Here is an 18842-nt window from a genome sequence, read left to right as displayed (position 1 = left end):
CCCGGTCAGCACCGCCAGGCCGTCGACCCCGGTCGTCACGCCGACGGCCACGCACGCACCCAGCACCGCCGCCGCCCACGCCAGCTGCGGCAGCGGCGCGAGCCCGTCCGCCATCCGCCACGCCGCCACGCAGGCCAGGGCCGCCACCAGCGAGGCACCGCCCCAGACCCCGGAGACCGACGTGACCGGCAGCCCGCTCCGCTCGGCCGCGAGCACCGCCGTGACACACGCGACCAGCAGCAGCACGGCCCGCAGCACCAGGTACGGCCGGCGGAGCGGCGGCAGGACGGGCCGGAACCACCAGGCGACCGCCAGCGCGGCGACCGGCGACGCGGCGGCCACCAGCCACACCTCGGGGTGCCGCTCCAGCTCCGCGGTGCCCAGGTACATCAGCACCCCGGCCGGATACGCCATCACGTTCGCCCCCGCCCACAGGGCCAACGCCTTCAGCGGCCACCCCAGGCACCCGGCCCTGGACCGGCCACCGGTCTCCCCCCTGACCAGGGCGAAGCAGAGCGCGGGCACGATCGCGCAGGCGATCAGCAGCAGTTCGGTCCAGCCCACCCCCGGCGCGGACGCGGCCGGCCGAGCCGACACCACGAGACCGGCCAGACCTGTGCCCTGCGGCCACGTCAACGGAACGAGGAATGCCGCCACCATATGTCGCATCCGTCCTTGATCACCGTCTTGGTCCGGACAGACTCGCACGGATCACCCGCGCCGTACAGATGACCGCGACCGACCGTGACGCCTCCGGCGGCCGGTCCCTCAGGCGGTCACCAGGCGAAATCCTCGTCCCTGATCCTCTCCCACCGGCCTCACCGATCGTCCCATCTGTAGCCGTACCAACGGCCTCTCAGGTGGGTATAGCTGATGCCGCCGTCGGCGTTCTCATCGGGTTCGCCGGAGGGCGACCAGAGAAATCCCTTGTCCTCGTTGAGAAAGATGTCTCGGACGGCGAACTCCGCGCTGCCGGGGATCTCTTTCCCGCTGAGATCCTGATGCCGCTTTCCGGCGCATACGCGGTACAGGCCGGCCCATTGACACGACTCTTTACCGCCGGGGTTCTCGTTCACCGCTCTGACATAGGCTTCCAGGCTCGATTCGGAGACCGTGAATCGAATCCAGAAAGGTGCCCCGGTCACCAGGGCGAGCATGACGGCACCGGAGATGTACCACGGCATGAGCGAGCGGTTGAGCGTACCGTCCGGCGCGGTTCCCTTGTAATCGGCCCATGTCATCCGAATCGCCCAGTAGGCGAACAGGAGGAAGCCGATGGGGATCCCGTACACGAACGTCTCGAAGCCCGGCCAGGACGGGTCGCTGACCCATATCAGGAAAGTGATCGCTGCAGTCGAGAAGACAATCAGAAACGGCAGTCCGGGCGGCTTGTCGATCACTGCGCCACTCTAACGCCCCCGCGTCGGCAGCACAGGTCAGCGGTCCGGCCGATCAGAACATCGAGATGTGCACGTGGTCGATGTGGTTGGCGGTGTTGCCGCCGCGGTCGGACATCATCCGCCAGCCCGCGCCGGTCCGCACGTCGTAGTAGCGCTGCTGCCAGATGATGTACATCACGCCGAGCCGCCGCCCGTTGTCGATCGCCCACTGGGCCAGGCGGTCGCCGCGGGCCTTGGCGTCGGGGGTGGGCGCCCGGCCGCCGGCGCTCATCATGAAGTCGCAGGCCCGGCCGCTGCCGTGGTCGCCGGGATCGCCGGGGCGCAGGCAGCCGTAGCTGTACGGCATCGGGAAGTTCTGCAGCACCAGGTTGCGCATGGTGACCGTGCGGGCGGTCAGGCCGCCGCTCCCCGAGGGCTGCTGGAAGCCGTACTTGGCCAGGAGCGTCTCGATCCTGACGCGGTCCTTCTTGAGTTTGGCGATGTCCCGCTGGAGCTTGGTGATCTCGGCGGCGGCCTTCTTCTCCGCCTTCTTGGCGGCCGCGATCAGTTCCTTGACCCGGATGAGCTGGGAGGCGCGCTGGCTGGCGAGGTAGGACATGGCGGCGGCCTGGTCGAGGACGACTCCGGCGTCGCCCTTGAAGCTCAGCAGGCTGCCGCTGTCCAGCGGGCCGCCCATGTAGGTGGTCTGGGCGAAGCGGACCACGTCGGTCTCCGCGGTGGCCAGGGCCCGCTTGAGGCTCTTGGCGTTCTCGGTGGCCTTCTTGGCCTTGACCCGGGCGTCCTCCAGGGTCTGCACCTGGCCGCGGTAGAGCTTGTTGAGCTTGCCCGCCTCGGCCGTCAGCTTCTTCAGCTGGGCCTCCGGATCGAGCCTGGTGGCGTGTCCGGCGCTCGCCCCCGCCATCGCGGGAGTCAGCAGGAGCGCCGCGAGCAGGGCGCCCAGCACCGCCGGGCGGCTCGGTCGCACGCTTCGCTCACCTCCAGAGCACCTTGCGGACCGAGCGAAACTATAGAAGACGATCTTCAAGCCCGCCACCGGAACCGTGGAACTCATACACCTTTGATGGACTGTCTACCAGTTTGCGAGATTTGAACAAAATTTCCGGACATGCCCTCAGAGCAGGGGAAGGGAGCGGCCTTCCGTCGGGCGAGGACGCGCCACGACATGACAAGAGGGTACGGCTCCGGCCGCCCTCCCGACGGCCGAGTGCGGAACACCGGCGGCCCCGGCGGAGACCCCTTGCCATCGTTGATAGAACATGATTCGGTCTCATGGGCGGTAGACCTTGTAACGCCGTTCCTCCCGCATGACACTGTCCGAGCAAGCACTCGTTCAAAACACCGGCTCCGGTCCGCCCACCAGGAGGCAAGACATCATGCGCCAGCACGACACGCTGTTCATCGGAGGCGACTGGGTGGCCCCCGCGGGCACCGGGACCATCGACGTCGTCTCGCCCCACACCGAGGAGATCGTCGGCCGCGTCCCGGAGGGCACCCCCGCCGACATGGACCGCGCGGTGGCCGCCGCCCGCCAGGCGTTCGACCACGGCCCGTGGCCCCGGATGACGATGGCCGAGCGCGCCGCCGTGGTCGGCAGGCTCGCCGAGATCTACGCGGCCCGGCAGGGCGAGATGGCGGAGATCATCACCGAGGAGATGGGCTCGCCCATCACCTTCTCCCAGATGGCCCAGGCCCCCCAGCCGCTCGGCATGCTGCAGTACTACGCCGGGCTCGGCGCGACCTTCCCGGTGGAGGAGGAGCGGCCCGGCACGTTCGGCCCGGTGACCGTACGGCGCGAGCCCGTCGGCGTGGTCGCCGCGATCGTCCCGTGGAACGTCCCGCAGTTCGTCATCATGATCAAGCTGGCCCCCGCGCTCGTCGCGGGCTGCACGGTCGTGGTCAAGCCCGCGCCGGAGACCCCGCTCGACGCCTACCTGCTGGCCGAGATGGTGAAGGAGGCCGGGATCCCCGACGGCGTCGTCAACATCGTCGCCGCCGGGCGCGAGGCCGGCGAGCACCTGGTCTCCCACCCCGGCGTGGACAAGGTCGCCTTCACCGGCTCCACCGCGGCCGGCCGCCGCATCGGGAGCATCTGCGGCGAGCAGCTCAAGCGCTGCACCCTGGAACTCGGCGGCAAGTCCGCCGCGATCATCCTGGACGACTGCGACCTGTCCTCCGCGATGGGCTTCCTGTCGATCGCCTCGCTGATGAACAACGGCCAGGCGTGCGTCGCGCAGACCCGCATCCTGGCCTCCCGCAACCGCTACGACGAGGTCGTGGACGCGGTCGCGGCGATGGTGCGGGGCATGCAGGTCGGCGACCCCGCCGACCCGGCCACCGGCATCGGCCCGCTGGTCGCCCAGCGCCAGCAGGAGCGGGTGGAGAACTACATCAGGATCGGCATCGACGAGGGCGCCAAGCCGGTCGTCGGCGGTCTGGAGCGCCCCCTCGACCGGGGGTGGTACGTGGCCCCCACGGTCTTCGCCGGCGCCACCAACGAGATGCGGATCGCCCGCGAGGAGATCTTCGGACCGGTCCTGGCCGTGATCCCCTACGAGGACGAGGACGACGCGGTCCGCATCGCCAACGACAGCGACTACGGCCTGGCGGGCACGGTGTGGACCGCCGACACCGAGCGCGGCATGGAGGTGGCCCGCCGGGTGCGCACCGGCACCTACGGCGTCAACCTCTTCATGATCGAGAACAGCTCCCCGTTCGGCGGCTTCAAGAGCAGCGGCCTCGGGCGCGAGCTCGGCCCCGAGGGCCTGGCGGCCTACCTGGAGTACAAGTCCATCGCCCGCCTGGGCTGAGTCCCGGCGGTCCGCGCCCCGGTGTCGCCGCCCCCGCGACCGGCGTCCCGGCATCCGGCGCCCCCGGCGCCTCGGCGCCCGGCGGTCCGCCGAGCGTGCCGGTACGGCTCCCGCCAGCCGTACCGGCACCTCCACCCGGCGGATGGATCGCCCAGCGCGCCCCCGCGACGCTGGGCGACCGCCCGACTGCATGAAGTATGCCCCACGACCACCGGTTGGCAGTGGTTCGTGTCCCGCAGGCTTCTCCCGGCGGATTTCATCCATCCACTGTAGGTAGACGCCTTTTATCCGCGATCGGTTCGGGAGACGACCTCGAGAGTCTGGCGGGCGATCTCCAGCTCCTCGTCGGTGGGGACCACCGCCACCGTGACCCGCGAGCCGCCGGCCGAGATCACGCCCTTGCCCGCCGCGTTGAGCTCGGCGTCCAGGACGATCCCGAGCCCCTCCAGACCGCTCAGGGACCGCTCCCTGACCAGGGCGGAGTTCTCCCCGATGCCGCCGGTGAACGCGATCACGTCCACCGACCCGAGCACCGCGTAGTAGGCGCCGACGTACTTGCGCAGCCGGTGGCAGTAGACCGCGTGGGCCAGCTCCGCCTCCGGGTCCCCGGCGGCCACCCGCCTCTCCACCGCGCGCATGTCGTTGTCGCCGCAGAGGCCGAGCAGTCCGCTGCGCCGGTTGAGCAGCTCGTCGATCCGCTCGACCTCCATCCCGGCCTCGCGGCGCAGGTGCATCAGCACCCCGGGGTCCACGTCGCCGCTCCGGGTGCCCATGACGAGCCCCTCCAGCGGAGTCAGGCCCATGGAGGTCTCCACGCACCGCCCGCCCGCCACCGCCGAGGCGCTGGCGCCGTTGCCCAGGTGCAGCACGATCACGTTGGGCCCGCCGGGGCCCGGCCGGTCGGCCAGCCCCGCCGCCGCGCGCGAGACGTAGGCGTGGGAGGTGCCGTGGAAGCCGTAGCGCCGGATGCCGTACCGCTCGGCGGTCTCCCGGTCGATCGCGTAGGTCGCGGCGGCGGCCGGGACGGTGCAGTGGAAGGCGGTGTCGAAGACCGCGACCTGCGGCAGGTCGGGGCGGAGCCGGCGGGCCACCTCGATGCCCGCCAGGTTCGCCGGGTTGTGCAGCGGCGCGAGCGGGATGAGCCGCTCGATCCGCTCCGCCACCTCGTCGGTGATCAGCGTGGGCTCGGTGAAGTCCCGGCCGCCGTGCACGACCCGGTGCCCGATCGCGGCCAGCTCCGGCGAGTCGATCCCGAACCCGGCGGAGGCCAGTTCCGCGGCGACCGCGTCCAGCGCCGCGCCGTGGTCGGCGACCGGGGAGCCGGGCTCGCCGATCCGCTCCACCAGGCCCGCGGCCAGGCGCACGGCCGCCTCCTGCCCGGCCCCGGTCCCGTCCCCGTCCCCGTCCCCGTTCCCGACGGAGAGCAGCCGGTACTTCAGGGACGACGATCCGGAGTTGATCACCAGGATGCGGGTCATCGGGTCTCTCCCTGGGCCTGGATGGCGGTGATGGCCACCGTGCTGACGATGTCGGTGACCAGCGCGCCGCGCGACAGATCGTTGACCGGCTTGCGCAGGCCCTGCAGGACCGGGCCGACCGCGACCGCCCCGGCCGAGCGCTGCACCGCCTTGTAGGTGTTGTTGCCGGTGTTCAGGTCCGGGAAGATCAGCACGGTCGCCCGCCCGGCCACCTGGGAGCCGGGCAGCTTGGCGGCGGCGACCCGGGGGTCCACCGCCGCGTCGTACTGGATGGGCCCCTCCACCAGCAGGTCCGGCGCCCGCTCGGCGACCATGGCGGTGGCCTCGCGGACCTTGTCGACGTCGGCGCCGCTGCCCGAGCGGCCGGTGGAGTACGACAGCATCGCGATCCGGGGTTCGACGCCGAACCGCTCCGCCGTACGGGCCGAGGAGACCGCGATGTCGGCGAGCTGCCCGGCGTCCGGGTCGGGGTTGATCGCGCAGTCGCCGTAGACGAGCACCCGGTCGGCCAGGCACATGAAGAACACCGAGGAGACGATCGAGGTGCCCGGGACCGTCCTGATGATCTGGAAGGCGGGCAGGATCGTGGCGGCGGTGGTGTGCGCGGCGCCGGAGACCATGCCGTCCACCTCGCCCCGGTGCAGCATCATCGTGCCGAAGAAGTTGACGTCGGTGACCACGTCCCTGGCCCGCTCCAGGGTGATGCCCTTGTGCGCCCGGAGCGCGGCGTACTCCTCGGCGAAGGCGTCGCGCAGCGGCGAGCTCAGCGGGTCGGTCACGGTCACCCCGTCCAGGTCGAGGCCGAGGTCGGCGATCCGCCGCCGGATCACCTCCTCGCGGCCCAGCAGGGTGAGGTCCACGATGCCGCGGCGGACCAGGACGTCGGCGGCCCGCAGGATGCGGTCCTCCTCGCCCTCCGGCAGCACGATGTGCCTGCGGTCCGCCCTCGCCCGCTCCAGCAGCGTGTGCTCGAACATCATCGGGGTGACCCGCTCGGAGCGGGCCAGCTCGATGCGGTCGGCGAGCCCTGCGGTGTCGACGTGCGCGTCGAAGTGGCCGAGCGCCGTCTCGATCTTGCGGGGGTTGTCGGCGGTCAGCCGCCCCTCCAGCCCGGCCAGGGTGGTGGCCACGGTGAAGCTGTCGTCGGCGGCCGCCAGCACCGGCATGCCGGGCGCCAGCCGCGCGGTGAGCGCCCGCACGTTCGAGGTGGGCTCCTCGCCCAGCGTGAGCACCACGCCGGAGGGGCGGGCCGTACCGGCCGCCTCGGCGGCCAGCGAGGCCAGCAGCAGGTCGGGCCGGTCCCCGGGGGTGATCACCAGCGCCCCGTCCACCAGGTGCGACAGGAACAGCGGGATCGTCGCGCCGCCGAACACGAACCCGGTCACGTCCCGGCGCAGCCCGTCCTCCTCCCCCTGGATCTGCTTGGCCTGTACGGCCTGCGCCACCTGGCCGACGGTCGGCGCCGACAGCGACGGGTGCTCGGGGATGACGTAGAACGGCACCGGCAGGTCGGGCTCGACGGTCATCTCGGGCGGGACCCGGTTGGCGATCACCGCCAGGACCGTGCAGCCCAGGTCGGAGAAGACCTGGTAACCGGTGCGCATCTCCATCGCGATCTCGTCGGCGGAGTCGGCGTGCGCGCCGACCACCACGATCACCGGGGCGCCGAACTCGGCGGCGAGGCGGGCGTTGAAGGCCAGTTCGCGGGGGAGGTCGTCGGTGGCGAAGGAACTGCCCAGCACCAGCAGCGCGTCGCACTCGCGCTCCAGCGTGTGGAAGCGCGCGACCAGCCGGCCGATCAGCTCTTCCGCGCCCCGCTGCGCGTAGATCTCGGCCGCGTCCTCGGCGGTCACCCCGATCGCCGAGGCGGCCGGGCGGTACCTGTCGTCGAGGAGCTCGGAGGCGCGCTCGCCCCGGGCGATCGGCCGGAACACGCCGGTGCGGTCGACCCGGCGGGTCAGCAGTTCCATCAGCCCGAGCTCGACGATCTGCCGGCCGTCTCCCGGGCCCAGGCCGGCCACGTAGATGCTCCGCATGCGCATTACCCCCGCCTCGACCAGTTGCCGTACACACCAGGACTAAACCATGGCCGCCCATCGCCCGATCCGGCGGATCAGGGTGGGCGTGGCCGCCGTCTCCGCGTGGCCGTACCCGGGCTCGACCCACAGCTCCTTCGGGTCCCGGGCGGAGTCGTGGATCTGGTGCGCGTGGTCGAGCGGGAAGAACGCGTCGGCGTCGCCGTGCACGACGAGCAGCGGCGCCGGGGCGATCTGCGCGGCCGCCTCGTACGGCGCGGGCGGGACCGGGTCCCACGGCTTCCGGGAGATCCGCGTGCCCTTGCCCAGCCGCGCCGCCAGCCGCCCGGCCGGCCGCTCGATCGCCCAGTGGACCTGCCGCATCGGGCGGGTACCGCGGTAGTACCAGCGTGCGGGGGCGCTGACCGCGACCACGCCGTCCACGCCCTTCAGCAGGCCCGCGTGCCGGAGCGCCACCGCCCCGCCCATCGAGAACCCGACGGTCACGACCCTGGTGTAGCCGATCGCCCGCGCGTGCCGCACGGCCGCGTCCAGATCGTGGATCTCCAGGTCCCCGACGGTCGACTCCCCGCCGGACCTGCCGTGCCCCCGGAAGTCGAGCGCGACCACGCCCCCGAAGGCGCTGAGCACGTGGGCGATCCGCCGGGTGGTCCGCTCCCTGAGCGACCCGGTGAAGCCGTGCGCCAGCACGATGCCCAGGTCTCCCCCGCCGCCTGCGCCGCCCGTCGGCGGGGTGTGCGCGGCGTCGATCCGTACGCCGTCCCGGGTGATGAGCGTCGCGGGCAGGGAAGGGGTGAGGGACATGTGCCGAGCTTAGGCAGTGCCGGCGCGAAGTCCGTACGGTGCCCGTGCGGTGCCTATGCGGTGCCCGTGCAGTGCTCGTGCGCGCACGCGCGCGGGGGTACGGCCGGGCCTCCGGGACGTAGACCCGCGGGTGCGGGGAAGGGGAGCGGGAAGCGCTTGACATCGAGAGCGCGTCAGTGAAGGCGGGAATCAACTAAAATGGTACGGCCGCATGTCCGCGGCCAGCCTCCACGATCACAGAGTGAGACTCCATCATGCCTTTGAACAGCCGCGACGACCTGCGGAACATCGCGATCATCGCGCACGTCGACCACGGCAAGACCACTCTCGTGGATGCCATGCTCTGGCAGTCCGGGGCCTTCCGGGCCAACCAGGACGTGGACGACCGTGTCATGGACTCCAACGACCTCGAGCGCGAGAAGGGCATCACCATTCTCGCGAAGAACACCGCCGTCAAGCACGGCGGCATGACCCTCAACATCATCGACACCCCCGGCCACGCCGACTTCGGCGGCGAGGTCGAGCGCGGCCTGTCGATGGTCGACGGCGTCGTGCTGCTGGTGGACGCCTCCGAGGGCCCGCTGCCGCAGACGCGGTTCGTGCTGCGCAAGGCGTTCGCCGCCAAGATGCCGGTCATCCTCTGCATCAACAAGGTCGACCGCCCCGACGCCCGGATCAAGGAGGTCGTGGACGAGGTCTACGAGCTCTTCATGGACCTGGACGCGACCGAGGAGCAGATCGACTTCCCGATCGTCTACGCCTCGGCCAAGGCCGGCCGCGCCTCGATGAACCGTCCCGAGGACGGCGGCATGCCGGACTCCGAGGACCTGGAGCCGCTGTTCCAGGTCATCAAGGAGACCATCCCGGCTCCGACCTACGACCCGTCGGCCCCGCTGCAGGCGCACGTCACCAACCTGGACGCCTCGTCCTACCTGGGCCGGATCGCGCTGTGCCGCGTCCACCAGGGCACCATCAAGAAGGGCCAGCAGGTCTCCTGGTGCCGCACCGACGGCACCATCCAGAAGGTGAAGATCACCGAGCTGCTGATGACCGACGCGCTGGAGCGCAAGCCCGCCGAGGAGGCCGGCCCCGGCGACATCATCGCGATCGCCGGCATCCCGGAGATCATGATCGGTGAGACGCTCGCCGACCCGGAGGACCCGCGCCCGCTCCCGCTGATCACCGTGGACGAGCCCGCCATCTCCATGGTCATCGGCACCAACACCTCGCCGCTGGTCGGCAAGGTCAAGGGCGCCAAGGTGACCGCCCGCATGGTCAAGGACCGCCTGGACAAGGAGCTCGTCGGCAACGTCTCGCTGCGCGTGCTCCCGACCGAGCGCCCGGACGCCTGGGAGGTGCAGGGCCGCGGCGAGCTGGCGCTGGCCATCCTGGTCGAGCAGATGCGCCGCGAGGGCTACGAGCTGACCGTCGGCAAGCCGCAGGTCGTCACCAAGACGATCGACGGCAAGCTGCACGAGCCGGTCGAGCGCCTGACCGTCGACTGCCCGGAGGAGTACCTCGGCGCCGTCACCCAGCTGCTGGCCGTCCGCAAGGGCCGCATGGAGCACATGACCAACCACGGCACCGGCTGGATCCGGATGGAGTTCGTGGTCCCGGCCCGCGGTCTGATCGGCTTCCGGACCGAGTTCCTCACCGAGACCCGCGGCACCGGCCTGGTCCACCACGTCTTCGAGGCCTACGAGCCGTGGTTCGGCGAGCTGCGCACCCGCAACAACGGCTCCCTGGTCGCCGACCGCTCCGGCCCGGTGACCGCGTTCGCCATGCTCAACCTGCAGGAGCGCGGCGTGCTGTTCGTCTCGCCGGGCACCGAGGTCTACGAGGGCATGATCGTCGGCGAGAACTCGCGCTCCGACGACATGGACGTGAACATCACCAAGGAGAAGAAGCTCACCAACATGCGCTCCTCCACCGCGGACGAGACCGAGAAGGTCATCCCGCCGCGCCAGCTCTCCCTGGAGCAGGCGCTGGAGTTCATCCGCGAGGACGAGTGCGTGGAGATCACTCCGGAGTCCGTGCGCATCCGCAAGGTCGTCCTCGACGCCGCCACCCGCGGCCGCAGCGCCGCCCGCGCCAAGCGCGGCAACTGAGCACCCGTCCGGGCGCGGCCACCCGTGCCACCGGGCGGCCATCCGGACCACCGTCGGGGCGACCGTCCCGGTGACCCCGGGCCGACCCGGCATGATCGGACCGAAGGGCTGTGGCCCGCCGCGCGCGCGGCGGGCCACAGCCCTTTTCCCAGCTCCCCCTAGATCCCCTTTGTCCCATATAGGGGCACTTCTGAGGTTGTCTCCCGTTTGCGGCGGTATGGAGACAGTCGAGGTTTCTTCTCCGCACGGAGGCGGAGTACGACCACGACCTACGGGGGATCTTCCATGCTTCGCACACCGCATCTGCTCCTGGCCGCGGCCCTGGGCGCCGGAGCGCTCGCCGCCGGAGGCGCCTCGGCGGAGTCTTCGCCGGAACCGCCCGACCTGCCCGACTTGCCCTCGCCGACCGGTACGGCGGACCAGAGCCCCGCACCGGACGACACCGCCGACGGAGCCCCGAGCCCGACCGGGACCACCGAGCCGCGTTCCCCCGCTCAGACGGGAACGGCTTCCCCCGGAGCGGGTGACGCGTCGGCCCGAGCCGAGATCAAGGACGCCGACGGCAAGTCCGTCGGCACCTTCAGCGTCGAGGAGGAGGACGGCAGATCCGTGGTGACGGTCACCGTCAAGGGGCTGCCGGGCGGCTTCCACGGCTTCCACCTCCACGGCAAGGGGGTCTGCAGCGCGGAGGCGACCGACCCCGCCACCGGTGGCCCGTTCTCCAGCGCGGGCACGCACCTCAGCCTGGAGCAGGCCTCCCACCCCGACCACACCGGCGACATGCCCGACCTGCTGGTCGGCGGGGACGGCATGGGAGCCGCCTCCTTCGCCACCGACCGCTTCCAGGTGCGGCAGCTCTTCGACGGCGACGGCACCGCCGTCATCATCCACGCCGAGCCGGACAACCAGGCCAACATCCCCGACCGCTACAGCCACCCGGAGGCCACGGCCAGTCCCGGCGCCAGGACGAACGGTCCCGACGCCGTGACCCTCAGAGGCGGCGACTCCGGCCAGCACATCGCCTGCGGCGTGCTCACCGAGCGCTGACCCGGCACCGCCCGCCCCGGCCCGCTGGAAAGCCCGCCGGAAGACCGTCGGGAACCGGAAAGCCCATCGGGAACGCCGGGCCCGGCGTCACCGCTTCAGGTACGCCCGGGCCCGGCGTCAGCGCTTCAGGTACGCCCGGCCCGGCGTCAGCGCGCGGCCGTACAGCTCCGAGAGCGTCACGAACGTGTAGCCCCTGGCCGCCAGATCCTTCAGCAGCGCGGGGACGGTCTCCACCGTCACGCGGTGGATGTCGTGCATCAGCACGATGGAACCCGGCTCGGCCTTCCCCGCGCGGCGCAGCAGGGCCGGGGCGTCCCGTTCCAGCCAGTCCAGGGTGTCGACGCTCCACAGGATCTGGGCCAGCCCCTCGCGGCGGCTCGTCGAGGCGACCCTGCGGTCGGTGGCGCCGTACGGCGGGCGCATGAAGGCCATCCGCACCCCGGTGACCCGCCGTACGGCCTCCTGGGTGCGGCGCAGCTCCTCCTCGATGCCCTCCTCCGGCAGTCCGGTGAGGTCGGTATGGCTCCAGGAGTGGTTGCCCAGCTCGTGCCCCTCGGACACCATGCGGCGCAGGTCCGCGCCGTCGCCGTCGGCCACCGTCCGCCCGATCACGAAGAAGGTCGCCCTGGCGCGGTGGGCGGCGAGGGTGTCGAGCAGCGGCCCGGTGTACTCGCCCGGCCCGTCGTCGAAGGTGAGCGCCACGCACCTGGTCCTGGCGCAGTCCACCTTCCGGGCGGCGGGCGGCACGGGGAACCGGGCGGCCGGCCACTGCGGCTGGATCTCGGCGAGGTCCCTGGCGAGGGTCTCCGGATCCGGTGGAAGCGGGACCGGCGATCCGATCCCGAGCAGCAGGACGAGAGGCGCCGTCCACAATCGCATGAGTCCCCCCGAAACATCGCGGAGGTCAGCGGCGGTCCTCCGCCGCCTCCTCCCGCAAGATCTTGGCCAGGTCCTCCCACCAGAGTGGGACGTCGGTCTGCAGCTCGGCGTATCGGCGTGCTATCCGAATGGCGCATCCAGTGGGATCTGTACCCAGATGGCGATGTTTCACCGATCCCTCCTGCTATCGGTAGAAACCATCACGGAAGCACACCACCAGGCCGATCCACCCGGAGAGGGTGACCCCGTCCCCGATCTCGCAGGCGCCGGCGACCCCCAGCTCCTCGTTATTGGTCGGGCGTCTCGCGCGGTTCCGTCACGACCATCACGAAACGGAGCGGACCCTCCCCCTCGTTGGCGTACCGGTGCGGACGGTCGGCGCTGAACACGACGGCCCCGCCGGTGCCGACGGCGTGGCTGCGGCCGTACACGGTGAGGGTGAGCTCGCCCTCGATCACGGTCAGCATCTCCCGGGTCCCCGGCGGGTGGGCGTCGCCGTCGTGGTGGTCGCCCGGGGCCAGCCGCCAGTCCCACAGCTCCAGGATGGCGGGCGCGTCGGTGCCGACCAGCAGGCGGGCCGCGCTCGCCCGGCCGTGCGCGAAGGTGACCATGTCGGCCGCGTGCACGACGCGGACCACGGGCGTGTCGGAGACCTCGACCATCCGGGCGACCGTCACCCCGAGCGCGTCGGCGATCCGGGTCAGCGTGTTGATGCTGGGGTTGGTCCTGCCCTGCTCGACCTGGACCAGCATGCCCCGGCTCACTCCCGACCGCGCGGCGAGCTCGTCGAGCGTCATCTGCCGGTGCGCCCGCTGGGCGCGCACGTTGTTGGCGATGGCGGCGGTGATCGTCTCCGGGTCCATGAGTGCAGTGTAGTGAACTTCACGTACACTCCAATGCTCTCAATGTGATGTACTAATAGTGCAATTCAATGGACTGAGGTGGATGATGACAGCAGTGGTCCTGGCGACGGCCTGCGCCTTGGTGTACGGGACGGCGGACTTCTTCGGCGGGCTCGCCACCCGGCGCTCGCAGGTGCTCGCGGTGGTCGTGCTCTCCCAGCTGGCGGGCCTGGCCCTGGTCGCGGCGCTGCTGCCGTTCCTGCCGGGCACGCCCAGCGCGGCGGCCCTCGCCTGGGGCGTGGCGGCCGGGGTGGCCGGAGCCGCGGCGCTGGTGCTGTTCTACCGCGCCCTGGCCACCGGCGTGATGTCCGTGGTGGCGCCGGTCACCGCGCGACCTCGGCGACGCTGCCCGTGCTGTACGGCCTGGCGACCGGCGAGCGGCCGCAGCCGGTCGCGCTGGGCGGCATCGCGCTGGCGCTGGTGGCGGTGGTCCTGGTCAGCCGGGACTCCTCCCCCGCCTCCGCGGGCCGCGCCTACGGCCCGGTCCTGGCCGCCCTGGGCGCCGGCGCGGGCTTCGGCTGCTTCTTCATCCTGCTCGCCCGCAGCCCCGAGGACGGCGGCATGTGGCCGCTGTTCGGCGCGCGGCTGGCCTCGGTGGCGCTCATCGCCCTGCTGGCCGTCGCCACCCGCCGCACGCTGCGCCCCGGGAACGGCGGCGCGCTGCGGATCATCGTCGCGGCCGGGGCGCTGGACATGGCGGCCAACGTCCTGTTCGTGCTGGCCGAGCAGCGCGGCATGATCGCCCTGGTCGGCGTGCTGGCCTCGCTGTACCCGGCGAGCACGCTGGTGCTGGCCCGCTACGTGCTCGGCGAGCGGCTCAACGGGGTGCAGCTGACGGGGATCGGGACCACGCTCGCCGCGGTCGCGCTGATCGCCGCAGGCTGATCTCCGTCGTCCCGCCCGGCCCCGAGGGTCCTTGATCCGGGAGGCGTTGATGGAGATGTCACCTGATCTCCGTCGTCCCGCCCGGCCCCGAGGGGCCGCCGGCTAGGCGGCCTGGCGCTGCTCCGGGAGCCGGAACGCGCCCTCCTCGTGGGCGTAGTCCGCCAGCATGGTGCGGAGCTGGCGGCGGCCGCGGTGCAGCCGGGACATGACCGTGCCGATGGGGGTGCCCATCCGCTCGGCGATCTCCTTGTAGGCGAAGCCCTCGACGTCGGCGAGGTAGACGGCCACCCTGAAGTCCTCGGGCAGGGCGCGCAGGGCGTTCATCACCGCGTTGTCGGGGAGCTGCTCCAGGGCCTCGGTCTCCGCCGACTTGAGGCCGGTGGAGGTGTGCGACTCGGCGGCTGCCAGCTGCCAGTCCTCGATCTCCTCGGTGGCCGAGAGCTTCGGCGAGCGCTGCTTCTTGCGGTAGTCGTTGATGAAGTTGTTGGTGAGGATCCGGTGCAGCCACGCCTTGAGGTTGGTGCCCTCGCGGAACTGGTGGTAGGAGGTGAACGCCTTGGTGACGGTCTCCTGCACCAGGTCCTCGGCATCGGCGGAGTTGCGGGTCAGACGCATGGCGGATGCGTAGAGCTGCCCGGTCACCGGCACGACGTCGCGTTCGAACCAGTCCTGCCGCTGCTCGTCGGTTATCGAGATCATGTCATCCCCCTCGTGTTCTTCCCCCCATGACCGTCTGCCCCGGATACGGCACAGTCTTCTCGACGGTCCGGCTCATGGTCCCATCGGCTCCGTAAGAGGGCCGTTAAGGATTCCGGACGGTCGAAAGGTCGATGGGTGCCCGTGCCGTGGGCGGACGCGACACGCCCTACAGTCGGACAAGTATCGTTATCGTAACATCCCTCACTCGATTTGACAGAGAATGTGCCTGGTATCACATAACAGCTGGTAGGGCTACCTTTGGGGACATGCGATACGTGGACCGACACGACCCCGAGACCCGCTCCTGGGTGGCCGAGGCCATCCGCCTCGTCGAGGCCGACGCCAACCGTAGCTGCGACACTCATCTCCACGTCTTTCCGCTTCCCGCGCATTGGGGAGTAAACCTCTACCTGAAAGACGAGTCCGTCCACCCCACCGGTTCACTCAAGCACCGCCTGGCCCGCTCGTTGTTCCTGTACGGCCTGGCCGGCGGCTGGATCGGCCCCTCCACCACGGTCGTGGAGGCCTCCAGCGGGTCGACCGCGGTGAGCGAGGCCTACTTCGCCCGCCTGCTCGGCCTGCCGTTCATCGCGGTGATGCCGGCCTCCACCTCGCCCGAGAAGATCGCCCTGATCGAGTTCCACGGCGGCAAGTGCCACCTGGTGGACGACCCCGGGACGATCTACTCCGAGTCCCGGCGGCTGGCCGCCGAGACGGGCGGCCACTTCATGGACCAGTTCACCTACGCCGAGCGGGCCACCGACTGGCGGGGCAACAACAACATCGCCGAGAGCATCTTCAACCAGATGGCGATGGAGCCCCATCCCGAGCCCGCCTGGATCGTGGTCGGCGCCGGGACCGGCGGCACCTCCTCCACGATCGGCCGCTACATCCGCTACCGCCGCCACGCCACCCGGCTGGCCGTGGTGGACCCGGAGGGGTCGGCCTTCTACCCCTCCTGGTGCTCCGGCGACCCTGAGGCCACCGCCCCCGGCTCCATCATCGAGGGCATCGGCCGCCCCCGGGTCGAGCCGTCCTTCATGCCCGCCGTGATCGACCGCATGATCCAGGTCCCCGACGCCCGGTCCATCGCCGCCATGCGCTGGGTCCGCGAGGTCACCGGCCGCGACGTGGGCGGCTCCACCGGGACCAACGTGGCGGCGGCCGTACAGCTCATCCGCCAGATGCGCGAGGCGGGCGAGCGGGGCAGCGTGGTGACGCTGATCTGCGACGGCGGCGAGCGCTACCGGGGCACCTACGCCGACGACGCCTGGCTGGCCGGCCGCGGCCTGGACATCGCCCCGCACCTGGAGGAGTTCCGCGCCTTCCTCTCCCGGCCGTGAAGAGCCCCGGGCCGCTCCGCGCGGCGTCCCGCCCGGGGCGGGACGCCGTGTTTGCCGTAAGGTGAGCACCGCATGGATGGATCTTGAAGCGGCCGCGAGAAGGGGTGCGCGACATGTCACATGATCGTCCCGGACGGACCGGGGACGCCGACATGGATCGGCTGCTCGATGATTTCGGCGCCGTCTCCCGGCACTACGAGAAGGTCTACGAGGAACTCGCCGACCTGCGGGGACGCGGTGAGGCCGCCGACGGCCTGGTGCGGGTCGAGGTGGCCCCGGGCGGCGCGCTGCTCGGCGTGGACATCGACCCGCGGGCCATGCGCCTGGGCTCCGCGGCACTGGCCGAGGCCATCATGAGGCCTCCACCGCCGCCGCCGAGCGGGCCACCGCCCGGATGACCGAGGTGCTCGAACCCGTCATCGGCCGGGCGAACGGGTTCAGCGAGTCGCTCCAGGGCAGGCTGCCGCACATGGACGTCGACTCCTCGATCACATCCGACCCGCGCGTCTCCGAGGCGCTGCGCAGCCTGCAGGAGTTGCGCGACAGGTACGGGAGCTGACGTCCGCGCGGCCGGCGGGGCGCGCGGCGCCCCGCCGGCCGCGGATCAGATGCGGCTCCAGCCCTCACTGCCGGACTGCTGCACGCTGCGGCGCCGGATGTCGTCGAAGTCCGTCCGGCCGTCGGTGCCGTCGCTGTCGAGGTTGGCCTGCGGCTGCGGGAACTGGTTGTCCGCGCTCATCAGCGCCGACAGGTTGCCGAGGCTGAAGATGAGCGCCGCCGTCGCGCCGACGACCGCGTTGACCGCCGTGCCCATGAGGATCAGGCCGGAGGAGTCCTTCGTGGCCTCTGCCATGCTCTGGATCGACTTCCCCTTCACCACCAGCGCGGCTCCGGCGGGGGTGGGGTTGGCCGCCCCGATGACCTGCATCCGCTTCCCGATCAGCTGCATGATCTCCGAGGCGATGATGACCCCCAGGAGGGCGTTGATGACCGTCCCGGCGTTGTCGACGATCTTGTGGATCTCCGACTGGGCGTTCTGCACGGCGGTCGCCATCTGCCCTGCGGCGTTCTCCGTCTGGACGACCTCGTGGAAGACCAGCGACATGAAGCGGTCGAACGCCCGGCGGTCGGCCCCCTCGGGCCAGGCGTCCTGGACCGCCTTGAGCTTGGTGTCCCACTCCCGCATCCGCAGGTGCATCAGCTTGAGGTTGACCGTGCGCCAGTCGTTCCACACCTTGGTGATCTGCTCGTCGCCCCACGGCTGGGCGAGCAGCCAGACGGCTCCCGCACCCGCCGCCGGTTTGGAGAGCTTCCCCGCCAGCTGGATCCTGGCCATGGTCGACGCCCAAGCCGGCCCGTAGGTCCCCAGCGCCTTCATCCCGCCGATGACCGCCGTCTGGCCGATCAGGCCGGTGAGCGGTTCTTCTCCCGCCATGGATTCCTCCCCGTCCGTGTTCCGCCCGCCGCCCGCAGCGCGCTAGTCCGTCAGTCCCTGGTCCTTCTTGCGGGCCTCCGCCAGGTCCGCCTGGTCCTGGCGGAGCTTCGCCTGGAGCTCGGCCACCTTCTGGACCTTGTCCTCCACGTCGGCGGCGGCCTGCAGGGCGGCGAGCTCGGCCGCCCGGTAGTGGGCCACCACGCTGAGCAGGCCCGCGTGCACGCCGTTGAGGCACGCGACGAAGTCCTTCAGCTGCCGGGCCTGGTACTCGCGGGCCGGGGTGTAGTTCCGGGCCACCGTGGCCGCGCCGATGGCGCCCCACTGGTAGGCGCTCAGGTGGGTCCCGTCCGCCAGCGTCCTGGTGTCCTCCGCGAGGGGCAGCAGCGTGGCGATCAGCTCGTCCGTCGCGCTCCTCAGCTTCTCCGCGTCGACCTCGACCATCCGCGTCGGCCTCCCGTCCTCGCCGCGATCTCCATCAAATCTAGCGAGGGGACTGCCGGGTTCACCCGGCAGGGGAATCACTTCCCTGTTACGGTTTTTTGCTTGAAACGGGCAGGGCTTGTCCGTCGCCCACCTCAGCAGAGGAAAGCGAGAAGCCGCTCCCTTCAGGGAGCGGAGGAGTCACGGACGGGAATTGACCTGCTCCCCGCCCTGAAAGGGGCGGGGATTCCCGTGCCGCTCACGCGGCAACGCGGGGCGCGCCGCGCGCTGTGGAACGGGTGCTTGACGCTTCACCGACCCGGGCACCCCCGCAGTCTCCACGCCCTGAGACGACCGGCCCGGCCGCCTGTCCTCTGATTTTGACGCATTTGGCCGCGTTCACATCGGCGTGCTCGACCTGCCCGCAGGCGGTGCAGCGGAAGAGCGCTTGGCTCTCGCGGCTCTTCGCATCCACCCGCCCGCAGGCCGGCACCGAGCACGTCTGGGACGTGTACGCGGCCGGAACCGTACTGACGAGACTGCCGGTGCAGCGGGCCTTGGCGCGCACCGCGACCTCCAGCCCGTACCAGCCCTTGTCC

Annotated in this window: 20 protein-coding genes; 7 read left to right on the top strand and 13 right to left on the bottom strand. The window is 71.2% G+C overall.

Going from position 1 to position 18842, the window contains the following annotated elements; translation table 11 throughout:
- The 3 genes from ACWJ6R_RS11445 to ACWJ6R_RS11435 all read right to left on the bottom strand — a co-directional run.
- Positions 1–660, bottom strand: a 660-nt coding sequence (locus tag ACWJ6R_RS11445; protein WP_449062197.1) for a hypothetical protein, incomplete at its 3' end; no start/stop codon positions are given.
- Positions 661–818: 158 nt separating this feature from the next.
- The gene (locus tag ACWJ6R_RS11440) at positions 819–1400 is read right to left on the bottom strand and encodes a hypothetical protein (protein ID WP_449062196.1); all 582 of its coding nucleotides are present in this window, start codon (positions 1398–1400) and stop codon (positions 819–821) included.
- A 52-nt stretch (positions 1401–1452) separates the two neighbouring features.
- A complete protein-coding gene (locus ACWJ6R_RS11435) occupies positions 1453–2364 on the bottom strand; it encodes a coiled-coil domain-containing protein (protein ID WP_449062195.1) in 912 nt (303 codons plus the stop codon).
- Between the two features lie 409 nt (positions 2365–2773).
- Between ACWJ6R_RS11435 and ACWJ6R_RS11430 the strand changes: the two genes are divergently transcribed.
- On the top strand, positions 2774–4207 hold the full coding sequence (locus tag ACWJ6R_RS11430) for an aldehyde dehydrogenase (RefSeq protein WP_449062194.1): 1434 nt from the start codon (positions 2774–2776) through the stop codon (positions 4205–4207).
- Positions 4208–4491: 284 nt separating this feature from the next.
- Here ACWJ6R_RS11430 and ACWJ6R_RS11425 read toward each other — a convergent pair whose 3' ends face one another.
- From ACWJ6R_RS11425 to ACWJ6R_RS11415, 3 genes are read right to left on the bottom strand one after another with little or no spacing between them, the layout of a single operon-like run.
- A complete protein-coding gene (locus ACWJ6R_RS11425; protein ID WP_449062193.1) occupies positions 4492–5685 on the bottom strand; it encodes an acetate/propionate family kinase in 1194 nt (397 codons plus the stop codon).
- On the bottom strand, positions 5682–7721 hold the full coding sequence (pta, locus tag ACWJ6R_RS11420) for a phosphate acetyltransferase (RefSeq protein ID WP_449062192.1): 2040 nt from the start codon (positions 7719–7721) through the stop codon (positions 5682–5684). Before pta ends, ACWJ6R_RS11425 begins: the two co-directional genes overlap by 4 nt.
- A gap of 42 nt (positions 7722–7763) precedes the next feature.
- A complete protein-coding gene (locus tag ACWJ6R_RS11415; RefSeq protein ID WP_449062191.1) occupies positions 7764–8525 on the bottom strand; it encodes an alpha/beta hydrolase in 762 nt (253 codons plus the stop codon).
- A 254-nt stretch (positions 8526–8779) separates the two neighbouring features.
- On the opposite strand from ACWJ6R_RS11415, the gene typA reads away from it, so the two are divergent.
- Together typA and ACWJ6R_RS11405 are read left to right on the top strand one after the other, a co-directional pair.
- Positions 8780–10633, top strand: a complete 1854-nt coding sequence (gene typA, locus ACWJ6R_RS11410; protein ID WP_449062190.1) for a translational GTPase TypA — start codon at positions 8780–8782, stop codon at positions 10631–10633.
- Positions 10634–10918: 285 nt separating this feature from the next.
- Positions 10919–11680, top strand: a complete 762-nt coding sequence (locus ACWJ6R_RS11405) for a superoxide dismutase family protein (protein ID WP_449062189.1) — start codon at positions 10919–10921, stop codon at positions 11678–11680.
- A gap of 117 nt (positions 11681–11797) precedes the next feature.
- Here the strand turns inward: ACWJ6R_RS11405 and ACWJ6R_RS11400 are convergent, their stop codons facing one another.
- The 3 genes from ACWJ6R_RS11400 to ACWJ6R_RS11390 all read right to left on the bottom strand — a co-directional run bounded on the left by ACWJ6R_RS11400 (position 11798) and on the right by ACWJ6R_RS11390 (position 13671).
- The gene (locus ACWJ6R_RS11400) at positions 11798–12559 is read right to left on the bottom strand and encodes a polysaccharide deacetylase family protein (RefSeq protein ID WP_449062188.1); all 762 of its coding nucleotides are present in this window, start codon (positions 12557–12559) and stop codon (positions 11798–11800) included.
- A 287-nt stretch (positions 12560–12846) separates the two neighbouring features.
- Positions 12847–13422 carry a helix-turn-helix domain-containing protein gene (locus ACWJ6R_RS11395; protein ID WP_449062187.1) on the bottom strand — a complete coding sequence of 192 codons (576 nt, stop codon included), beginning with the start codon at positions 13420–13422 and terminating at the stop codon, positions 12847–12849.
- A gap of 39 nt (positions 13423–13461) precedes the next feature.
- Positions 13462–13671, bottom strand: a complete 210-nt coding sequence (locus ACWJ6R_RS11390) for a hypothetical protein (protein ID WP_449062186.1) — start codon at positions 13669–13671, stop codon at positions 13462–13464.
- Between the two features lie 141 nt (positions 13672–13812).
- Here ACWJ6R_RS11390 and ACWJ6R_RS11385 point away from each other — a divergent pair, with 141 nt between their 5' ends.
- The gene (locus tag ACWJ6R_RS11385) at positions 13813–14346 is read left to right on the top strand and encodes an EamA family transporter (RefSeq protein ID WP_449062185.1); all 534 of its coding nucleotides are present in this window, start codon (positions 13813–13815) and stop codon (positions 14344–14346) included.
- Between the two features lie 102 nt (positions 14347–14448).
- Here the strand turns inward: ACWJ6R_RS11385 and ACWJ6R_RS11380 are convergent, their stop codons facing one another.
- Positions 14449–15045 carry a sigma-70 family RNA polymerase sigma factor gene (locus ACWJ6R_RS11380; protein ID WP_449062184.1) on the bottom strand — a complete coding sequence of 199 codons (597 nt, stop codon included), beginning with the start codon at positions 15043–15045 and terminating at the stop codon, positions 14449–14451.
- A 266-nt stretch (positions 15046–15311) separates the two neighbouring features.
- On the opposite strand from ACWJ6R_RS11380, the gene ACWJ6R_RS11375 reads away from it, so the two are divergent.
- The 3 genes from ACWJ6R_RS11375 to ACWJ6R_RS11365 all read left to right on the top strand — a co-directional run bounded on the left by ACWJ6R_RS11375 (position 15312) and on the right by ACWJ6R_RS11365 (position 16947).
- Positions 15312–16388 carry a PLP-dependent cysteine synthase family protein gene (locus ACWJ6R_RS11375; RefSeq protein WP_449062183.1) on the top strand — a complete coding sequence of 359 codons (1077 nt, stop codon included), beginning with the start codon at positions 15312–15314 and terminating at the stop codon, positions 16386–16388.
- A 113-nt stretch (positions 16389–16501) separates the two neighbouring features.
- Positions 16502–16786 carry a YbaB/EbfC family nucleoid-associated protein gene (locus ACWJ6R_RS11370; protein ID WP_449062182.1) on the top strand — a complete coding sequence of 95 codons (285 nt, stop codon included), beginning with the start codon at positions 16502–16504 and terminating at the stop codon, positions 16784–16786.
- The gene (locus ACWJ6R_RS11365; protein WP_449062181.1) at positions 16783–16947 is read left to right on the top strand and encodes a hypothetical protein; all 165 of its coding nucleotides are present in this window, start codon (positions 16783–16785) and stop codon (positions 16945–16947) included. Before ACWJ6R_RS11370 ends, ACWJ6R_RS11365 begins: the two co-directional genes overlap by 4 nt.
- A gap of 45 nt (positions 16948–16992) precedes the next feature.
- Here ACWJ6R_RS11365 and ACWJ6R_RS11360 read toward each other — a convergent pair whose 3' ends face one another.
- The 3 genes from ACWJ6R_RS11360 to ACWJ6R_RS11350 all read right to left on the bottom strand — a co-directional run bounded on the left by ACWJ6R_RS11360 (position 16993) and on the right by ACWJ6R_RS11350 (position 18811).
- A complete protein-coding gene (locus tag ACWJ6R_RS11360) occupies positions 16993–17823 on the bottom strand; it encodes a hypothetical protein (protein WP_449062180.1) in 831 nt (276 codons plus the stop codon).
- 42 nt (positions 17824–17865) lie between these two features.
- Positions 17866–18264, bottom strand: coding sequence for a hypothetical protein (locus ACWJ6R_RS11355; protein WP_449062179.1), 399 nt, complete (start codon positions 18262–18264; stop codon positions 17866–17868).
- A gap of 238 nt (positions 18265–18502) precedes the next feature.
- Positions 18503–18811, bottom strand: a complete 309-nt coding sequence (locus ACWJ6R_RS11350; protein WP_449062198.1) for a zinc ribbon domain-containing protein — start codon at positions 18809–18811, stop codon at positions 18503–18505.
- Between the last annotated feature and the right edge of the window lie 31 nt (positions 18812–18842).

It is taken from the genome of Planomonospora algeriensis, from assembly GCF_977012225.1.
This window is presented reverse-complemented; position numbering and strand designations above follow the sequence as displayed.